General features: G+C 43.5%; 5 protein-coding genes. 3 read left to right on the top strand and 2 right to left on the bottom strand.

Annotated elements, in window-relative coordinates:
* Positions 1-660: 660 nt before the first annotated feature.
* Both speB and speA read right to left on the bottom strand, forming a co-directional pair.
* A complete protein-coding gene (gene speB, locus AB6D93_RS08350) occupies positions 661-1587 on the bottom strand; it encodes an agmatinase (protein ID WP_102332111.1) in 927 nt (308 codons plus the stop codon).
* Positions 1587-3494 carry an arginine decarboxylase gene (speA, locus tag AB6D93_RS08345; protein WP_065680285.1) on the bottom strand — a complete coding sequence of 636 codons (1908 nt, stop codon included), beginning with the start codon at positions 3492-3494 and terminating at the stop codon, positions 1587-1589. Before speA ends, speB begins: the two co-directional genes overlap by 1 nt.
* Before the next feature lie 561 nt (positions 3495-4055).
* Here speA and AB6D93_RS08340 point away from each other — a divergent pair.
* The 3 genes from AB6D93_RS08340 (at position 4056) to AB6D93_RS08330 (ending at position 8176) form a co-directional block, all read left to right on the top strand.
* On the top strand, positions 4056-5492 hold the full coding sequence (locus tag AB6D93_RS08340; RefSeq protein ID WP_102332110.1) for a coniferyl aldehyde dehydrogenase: 1437 nt from the start codon (positions 4056-4058) through the stop codon (positions 5490-5492).
* The gene (locus AB6D93_RS08335; protein ID WP_102332109.1) at positions 5489-6067 is read left to right on the top strand and encodes a TetR/AcrR family transcriptional regulator; all 579 of its coding nucleotides are present in this window, start codon (positions 5489-5491) and stop codon (positions 6065-6067) included. The genes AB6D93_RS08340 and AB6D93_RS08335 overlap by 4 nt, the downstream gene beginning before the upstream one ends.
* A gap of 534 nt (positions 6068-6601) precedes the next feature.
* Positions 6602-8176 (top strand): ABC-F family ATP-binding cassette domain-containing protein, encoded by a 1575-nt coding sequence (locus AB6D93_RS08330; RefSeq protein ID WP_102332108.1) that lies wholly within the window; start codon positions 6602-6604, stop codon positions 8174-8176.
* Positions 8177-8285 lie beyond the last annotated feature (109 nt).

Raw genomic sequence — 8285 nt, 5'->3', positions numbered from 1 at the left:
TATCCCCCGAGGTCACAAAATGCTGTATTGCCCAACATCGTGAAAATGATAGTAATAACGGTTTCAGGCTTAAATTATATTCAGAACTTATTCTCTGCATTAACAATCAATTACGTAGACTGATGTATGTGATGAGTCAGTTCCGTTTCGCCTGTTTTTTTTATAGTTTACTTAACTTTAAGCCTAGTCTTCCTTATCCGAAATGTCATGTCTGTGCGAAGTGACTTCTTTTCACAAATCTAGGCATTCACTTTAGTTTGTTCATGGACTAAGCAAAAGTTTATAGGGTGTTGATTAATATGCAATAAAACGCACACCTTAATTACACCTCAAATTTTTATAAATATATACAGTAATAAAGTTGATAAATCATTAGGATTTATGGGCGATTGATAGGGTCGATATATACCTAAACCCCAAAGAAGAACTAAATCCCATATTTGAGACAAGGTGTAGCACAAAGCTGATGAGAAACTGTTCAAACACCGTATATGGCGTCAATTACATATACAACCGTTAGAGTATTGAATGGGTATGCAGGGACAATGAGTAGAAGTTGCAAATGGATATTTCGAGGTATCCAAAAAAAGCCCACTAAGTTGAACCTTAGTGGGCTTTAAAATCAGTATATAGCGTTATGTTGTTAGCAATGACACACAACTATTTAGCGAGGCGGTTCGCCGTCCAAACGTAAAGTAGCTCGAGAGCAATCGTCGCACCAGCCAATGCTGTAATCTCGCTTTGGTCATACGCTGGAGAAACTTCTACAACGTCCATACCAACCATGTTGATGCCCTGCAAACCACGGATAATTTTCAGAACTTTATCTGAATTCAAACCGCCGCATACCGGAGTACCTGTACCCGGAGCAAAAGCAGGATCCAGACAATCGATATCAAACGTTAGGTAAACTGGCTTATCACCAACAATGCCTTTCACTTGAGCAATGATCTCATCCACGCTCATGTCATTCGCTTGCATCGCATTGATAACATTAAAGCCATGACCTTCCTGCTTATACTCTGTACGAATACCTATTTGCACAGAATGCTCAGGCGAGATTAACCCTTCATTTGGCGCATAGTAGAACATAGTACCGTGATCGTAACGACTGCCCTGATTGTAAGTATCAGTGTGCGCGTCAAAATGAATCAGAGCCATTTCACCGTACTTCTTGCCGTATGCTCTTAGCAAAGGCAATGTAATGAAGTGATCGCCACCTAAACCTAACAATGTTTTACCACTGTTTAGAATCGCATTTGCAGCCGCTTCTAAACGCTGAGTTAAATCTTCAGCATCACCGCAATCAAACACAAGATCGCCAGCATCAATCACCGAGGTATGTTCAAATACATTGAAGTCCCAAGGAAATTTTTTGCCTTCCCACGCCAAGTTTACCGACGCACGACGAATCGCATCAGGCCCCATACGAGCGCCCGGTCGACCCGACGTCGCCATATCTAACGGCGCGCCCAACACAACCACATCAGCATCGTGATCAATTGGGTTCTGTACCAATGGACGACGCATAAAAGTCATCGCGTTGGAGTACAGCGAGTAATCTGGTTTGGTAAATAGATCGTTCATTAAAAATCCTCAAGATAGGTGTAACCCATCAAGCCTTGCTCTAACTCTTCAAGTACGCTTTGCTGCTCTTGTGCTGGTACTTTCGCCGTGACCAAATCTTTGTAGTTCTGACGAATCAGATCCGTATCGATATGAACATAACGCATCATGTCTTCAACCGTATCGCCTTCATTGATGTAGTCGATATTCGCTTGACCACTTTCATCAACATTCACCACGACACTGTGGGTATCACCAAATAGGTTGTGCATATCGCCCAAGATCTCTTGATATGCGCCGACTAAGAAAAAGCCCATCAGGTATGGTTCATCTGGGTTCCACGCAGGAACTGGCAGCGTTGTTTCAATACCTTGGCCATCAACGTACTGATCAATCGTACCGTCAGAATCACAGGTGATATCCAGTACTACAGCGCGTCGCTCATCCGCATTATCCAAACCACTTAGAGGTAATACAGGGAATACCTGATCAATACCCCAAGCATCTGGTAAAGATTGGAACAGCGAGAAGTTCACGAAGAACTTGTCGGCTAAACGCTCGCTCAACTCATCCAAAATAGGACGGTGGTAACGGTTCTTAGTACTCATACGAGAGCTAAGTTCGTAGTTAATACGCAAAGACATCTGCTCTGCCCAAGCACGGTGCTGAAGATTCAGCATGCCTGTTGCAAATTGGTTGTGCGCTTCTGCGATATCGCTTTGCGTGTCGTTGTAGATCTCGATCAACGCTCGGTCATCATTACCCGCATCTAGCTCTAAGAAGTTCTTCCACATGTTATTAAGCAACATTGGTGCGTCAGCTTCTGGAGCCGCCATATCTTCCGGAGAATAGCTTTCTGTACCGATCACGTTAGTAACAAGCACAGCGTGATGCGCAGTCAACGAACGACCAGATTCAGAAATGATCACAGGTTGCGGCTGATTGTAGAGCTTACAAATATCCCCTACTGTCATTACGATGTTGCGAGCGTACTCAAGCAAGCCGTAGTTCATTGAGTTTGAAGACTGGCTACGTGTACCGTCGTAATCCACAGCCAAACCACCACCAACATCTAAGTACTTCAATTGAGCACCGATATCGCGCAGTTCACAGTAGAAACGAGCCGCTTCGCTCACACCATTTCGTACATCACGAATATTGGCCATTTGTGAACCAAGATGGAAATGCACTAGCTCTAGAACATCCAGTTGGTCTTCTGCTTTCAAGCGTTCAATAACAGTCAGCACTTGTGATGCAGACAAGCCGAACTTCGACTTCTCGCCACCACTCGCTTGCCATTTACCTGCGCCTTGAGAAGCAAGACGAATACGCAAACCTAAACGAGGTTTCACGCCAAGCGCTTTCGCTTCAGAAAGAACAAGATCAAGCTCAGATAGCTTCTCTAAAACGATGAATACTTTATGACCTAGCTTTTCGCCAATCAGCGCTAGACGGATGTATTCTCTGTCTTTGTAACCGTTACACACGATCACTGAGCTCGCTTTTTGAGCCAGTGCCAATACCGCTAATAGTTCAGGCTTGCTACCTGCTTCTAGGCCCAATTGCTTCTGCTCTAATTGAGCTTGGCTCGCTAAGATCTCGTCAACCACTTCTTTCTGTTGGTTAACTTTAATCGGGTAAACAAGCAGGTAACGGTTGTCATACTGATATTCGTCGATCGCTTGGTTAAATGCGTTACAGATATTGTGCACACGTTGGTGCACTATTTGAGGAAAACGCACAAGAGCAGGCAAACCAATATTTCTCTGCTCTAACTGTTTTACGATCTGACTAAGAGGAACTTGATGATCGGTTTCGCTCGGTGATACATACACCTCACCGTTATCATCAATTCCATAAAAACCTTGGCTCCAGTGCTTTACATTATACTCAGCACGGATGCGTTCCAAATTAACCGAATTTTCCAATTCTAGAGACCTCACACTATAGGGCCATCGACAGAAGATACCTCATTGGAATAGCGAGGTATAACCCAACAAAAAACGTTCAAAAACGATTTGTTGGCTGCATTAACCGATATTATTAAGAGTGAGTCCAACCATTGATATTTGTGGTTACGATTACGTTTTTTTATCGTCGATCCGACTTAAAGTGACAGGTAAGGTATTACAAGGTTTTAGGCCAAAAAACAGGCTGAAGCGCATTAGATTTAAAGCACTTTCTAACAAAAAATCAGGTGAATAAAATACCAAAGACACATAAAATTCTTGGCTAATCTGGTCAAGTTAAGTCAGGGTTGTGACAAATATGCGCACTTCCCAATCTGAACTCTCGCTATCACAAACACAACTTGTATCCCGTGATTCGATACCTATAAACACTTCGTTCTTCCAACTAAAACTCGCTCACTTCAATGTTGTAACCGCTCAATTATTGAACTTTTCTCGTGCATATCTTGTATTCGATTCGATCTTCTTGTAAATTCAACTGACCGACCAATCGGTCAGCTTTCGAATTTAGGGGATACTATGAGCCATAATCTAGACCTTGAACCAAACACGTCGAGCATCAACGACATGGATCAAATGTTCGACCGACAAAAAGATCACTACCGCAGTAATGTTAATCCAACGCTTGAGCAGAGAAGAAAAAACCTCTCAGTACTAAAAGCGTTGTTAATGCGCTATCAAGAGCTGTTGATTGAGGCAGTATCTGAAGATTATGGCCATCGAGCAAAACACGACAGCTTGATTGCTGATATCACCCCTTCTCTTCACCAGATCAATTACAGCCTGAAGAACCTTAAGAAATGGTTGAAGCCATCACGCCGCAAAGCAGGCTTAATGCTGACACCCGCGAAGATCACCGTTCATTATCAGCCAGTGGGTGTTGTCGGTATCATTGTTCCTTGGAACTTCCCGGTGATGCTCTCTTTAGGGCCCCTCATCACTGCGTTGGCGGCAGGTAATACTGCAATGCTCAAGATGTCTGAGTTCACTCCAGCGACCAACCGAGTTTTAAAAGCCATGCTGGCTGAGGGTTTTAACGAAGATCAGGTTGCGATTATAGAGGGTGAAGCTGACGTTTCCGCGAAATTTAGCCAACTCCCGTTTGATCATATTCTATTCACAGGGTCGACCTCTGTGGGTAAGCACGTAATGAGAGCAGCAGCCAACAACTTAACGCCAGTAACTTTGGAATTGGGTGGCAAGTCTCCAACGATTATTGCCCCTGACTTTGATGTGGCTGACGCCGTTGAACGCATCCTGTTTGCAAAAAGCTTAAACGCTGGCCAGATTTGCGTGGCACCCGATTACATCTTATTGCCACGAGAAAAAGTCGACGCGTTCATCACGGCTTATAAGCAGTACTTCAAAAAACTTTATAAAGCCGGTATTGAAAGCAAAGACTTAACCTCAGTGATCGATATGCGCCAATACAATCGTTTGAAAGGTGTGATTGCAGATGCTCAGTCTAAAGGTGCGGTTATTCACACTGTCACCGAACAAGCACAAGATGATGTAAACCACAGAATGACGCCACACCTTCTAACCGAAGTGAACGACGATATGGTTGCGATGCAAGAAGAGTTGTTTGGCCCTATTCTGCCTATCGTGCCTTATGACTCTATTGAAGAAGCGATCAGCTACATCACAGCAAGAGAACGTCCACTTGCTCTGTATCTGATGAGTCATGATAAACAGACCCAAGACCAGTTCTTATCGAATACGCATTCTGGCGGTGTTTGTATCAACGACTCGCTAGTGCATGTGGCAGCAGAAGATGCGCCGTTCGGTGGCATTGGCCCTTCAGGCATGGGACACTATCACGGTATTGAAGGCTTCAAGACCTTTAGCCATGCCAAAACCGTTCTAAGTAGAGGAAAAATTAACTTCACTAAGTTAATGCACCCTCCTTACAACAACCCAATTAAAAAGATTCTGTTCAAAGTACTAAATAGATGATTACGAAAAGGCAAAAAATCCTAGATGCTGCGCTCCTGCTCTTTTCTCAGCAAGGGCTCGAGGGCACATCTACAGGACAAATAGCGAAAACAGCAGGCGTAGCAAAGGCGACACTGTTTCACCACTTCGAGAACAAATCTCTACTGATTGATGAACTGTTTCGTGAACTGAAAATAGAGCTATTTTCTACCCTTGACCAGCACACAGAAATCGCTGAACAAGATCGCTACCAAGCCTTTAAGTTCATGTGGATCACAGGGCTTGAATGGGCGCTAGAAAATCCAGTTGCGATGAAGTTTTTCACCAATGTTCATTTCGACCCAACGACTCAAACTCGAGAAGTCATCGTCTCAAAGATGTTCGCATCGTTAGACGAGATCATTTTGAAAGGACAAGAAACTGGTGAACTGATGGTATTAGACATCAATCTTGTTAGGCACTTCATCCACAGCCACTTTTTGATTTGTGCAAACTGGTTAATTGAACAGAATGAGTTGCCACCAGAGCAGTCAGCCAAGTACATCAACGATAGCTTTGATATGTGTTGGCGCGCCGTTGGTGGGCAAACCAAGTAGCTTTAGCTTTAAGCCCAAGGCTCTAAGCTCTAAGCTCTAAGCTCTAAGCTCTAAACCCAAAGATATAAGTTCTAGACTCAACTTATTTCCAATAATGATCACTAAAGCGCCACACAGGCGCTTTAATCATTTGAACACAATTTAATCACCTCAGTATATTGACTCAGAGTACGTTCTTTCAGTACCATCCCACCATCATTTCAAAAGAGAATAACGCCATAATGAAGTACTAACATCCTGACATCCGATTTATTTTTATAAAAATCATTTGGACACTCGGGGTTAGTGGGCGTTACTTCGTCATCTATTTTCGCGACAAATCAAGCTCTTAAAGATCCGTTTTTTGACAACCTACATCTTTAAGATCAGCACCTTAAAGACAGAAATCAGATCAGCACTCTATTTCCTATCTTTGATTGGTACGCTACCTAAGTAACGTCTTTGGCGATCTATACATAGAATTCTGTGTAGGGTTCTATATAGAAAAAGCGCCTCACCCCTTTTACTCGTTTACACGTAAAGGGAGGTATTTCTATGCCGACTATATTAGCCAATAATCTCTCATTCCAACTCGATACTGGTGAGTGGTTATTCAAAAACATCACCTTTAATTTGAGCACTCGCCTCACAGGCCTAGTCGGAAGAAATGGGGCTGGAAAGTCATTGTTACTTTCATTGCTCGTTGGACAAAAACAGCCCACAACGGGCAGTGTTTCGCGCCAAGGTTCAATCGGCTTTTACTCTCAGTTACCATCAACGCTACTGGATACCAACATCACCATCGCTGACTTCTTAGGACTCACCGAAAAGTTAGAAGCGTTAAGCGCAATAGAACAAGGTAGCTGTGAACTGCAGCACTTCAATATCGTTGGCGATGATTGGGATTTAGAGGCGCGTACCCAGCAGTTGCTAGGTACATTAAAGATCACTCGTGATTTGAACACACTTTGTTGCTCTTTGAGTGGTGGGCAACTCGCCCTGTTACAGCTTCATCAGCTATTCGTATCAAATAACGACATACTGATCCTCGATGAGCCTTCGAACCATTTGGATAACGACGGACGCAATTGGCTACTAGAACAATGCCAGGTGTTTGAAGGTAAGGTACTTGTCGTCAGCCATGATCGAAGCTTATTGAGACAAATGGAAGGTATCTACCATCTCAACAGTTTGGGGTTACGTTTCTATAAAGGAAACTACGATGACTACTTCAAACAAATGTCGAATCAGGCCGATGCACTAGATAAACAGATTGCTCATCATCAATCAGAAAAGAGACGACTTGAACGCCAAGCTCAAGCCAACAAAGAAAAAGCACAACAGCGAGAGGCGCAAGGAAACCGACTGCGAGAATCCGGCAGTCAGCCAAAGATCTTAATGGATGCGATGAAAGACAAAGCCGGACGAACACAAGCAGCATCAGCCACTAGCCAAAATAACTTAAAGGAGCAAAATCAAGATAAGCTTCAATCTCTTAAAGAACAAAAGGAACAACTAAAACCACAGGCCTTGTATCTACAACAGAGTAATAACAGTAAAAAGAACTCGCTATTAACCGTTGAAGATTGCCATCTGAGTTTTGGTTCTGACGCTCGTATCAACTTTTCTATGTCGCAAGGTGAACGGTGTTATCTCACTGGTGCAAACAGCTGCGGAAAGTCGACGCTGTTAAAGGCCATTCATGGGCAACACTCGAACTATACAGGTTCCATTAAACGCTTAGGGTCCACAGTATACTTGGATCAACACTTTGGACTATTAGACACCAACGACACAATGTTCGATAGCCTCATGACACATAGTGACGGGCTCACAGAGAGTGATGCTCGGACATTGTTAGCAGGCATCGGCTTTAGGCGTGATACCGTGTACCGCAAAGTCGCTCACCTAAGTGGTGGAGAGAAAATGAAGCTAGCGATGTTGATTGTCAGTCATAAGCAAGACTCCCCATTACTGCTGCTTGATGAGCCAGACAATCATTTAGATATCGACTCAAAGCAGATATTGGCGTCAGCTTTACGTGAATACCAAGGAGCTTTTATCTTAGTCAGTCATGACTTGGATTTTGTTGAGGAGGTCGGCGTTAGCCAAAATCGTATTCAGCTTTAACCTTGATATCAACAGCCACTGAGCGTAGATAGGCGAGTATTGTTGCGGATACTCGCCTTTCTCGGTTGAGACAAGTAAACTACGCGCCTCGAACATCTACTCATAAGGC

It is taken from the genome of Vibrio sp. 10N.247.310.23 (genome assembly GCF_041467155.1).
In the GTDB taxonomy this organism is placed as follows: Bacteria; Pseudomonadota; Gammaproteobacteria; order Enterobacterales; family Vibrionaceae; genus Vibrio; species Vibrio crassostreae_C.
This window is presented reverse-complemented; position numbering and strand designations above follow the sequence as displayed.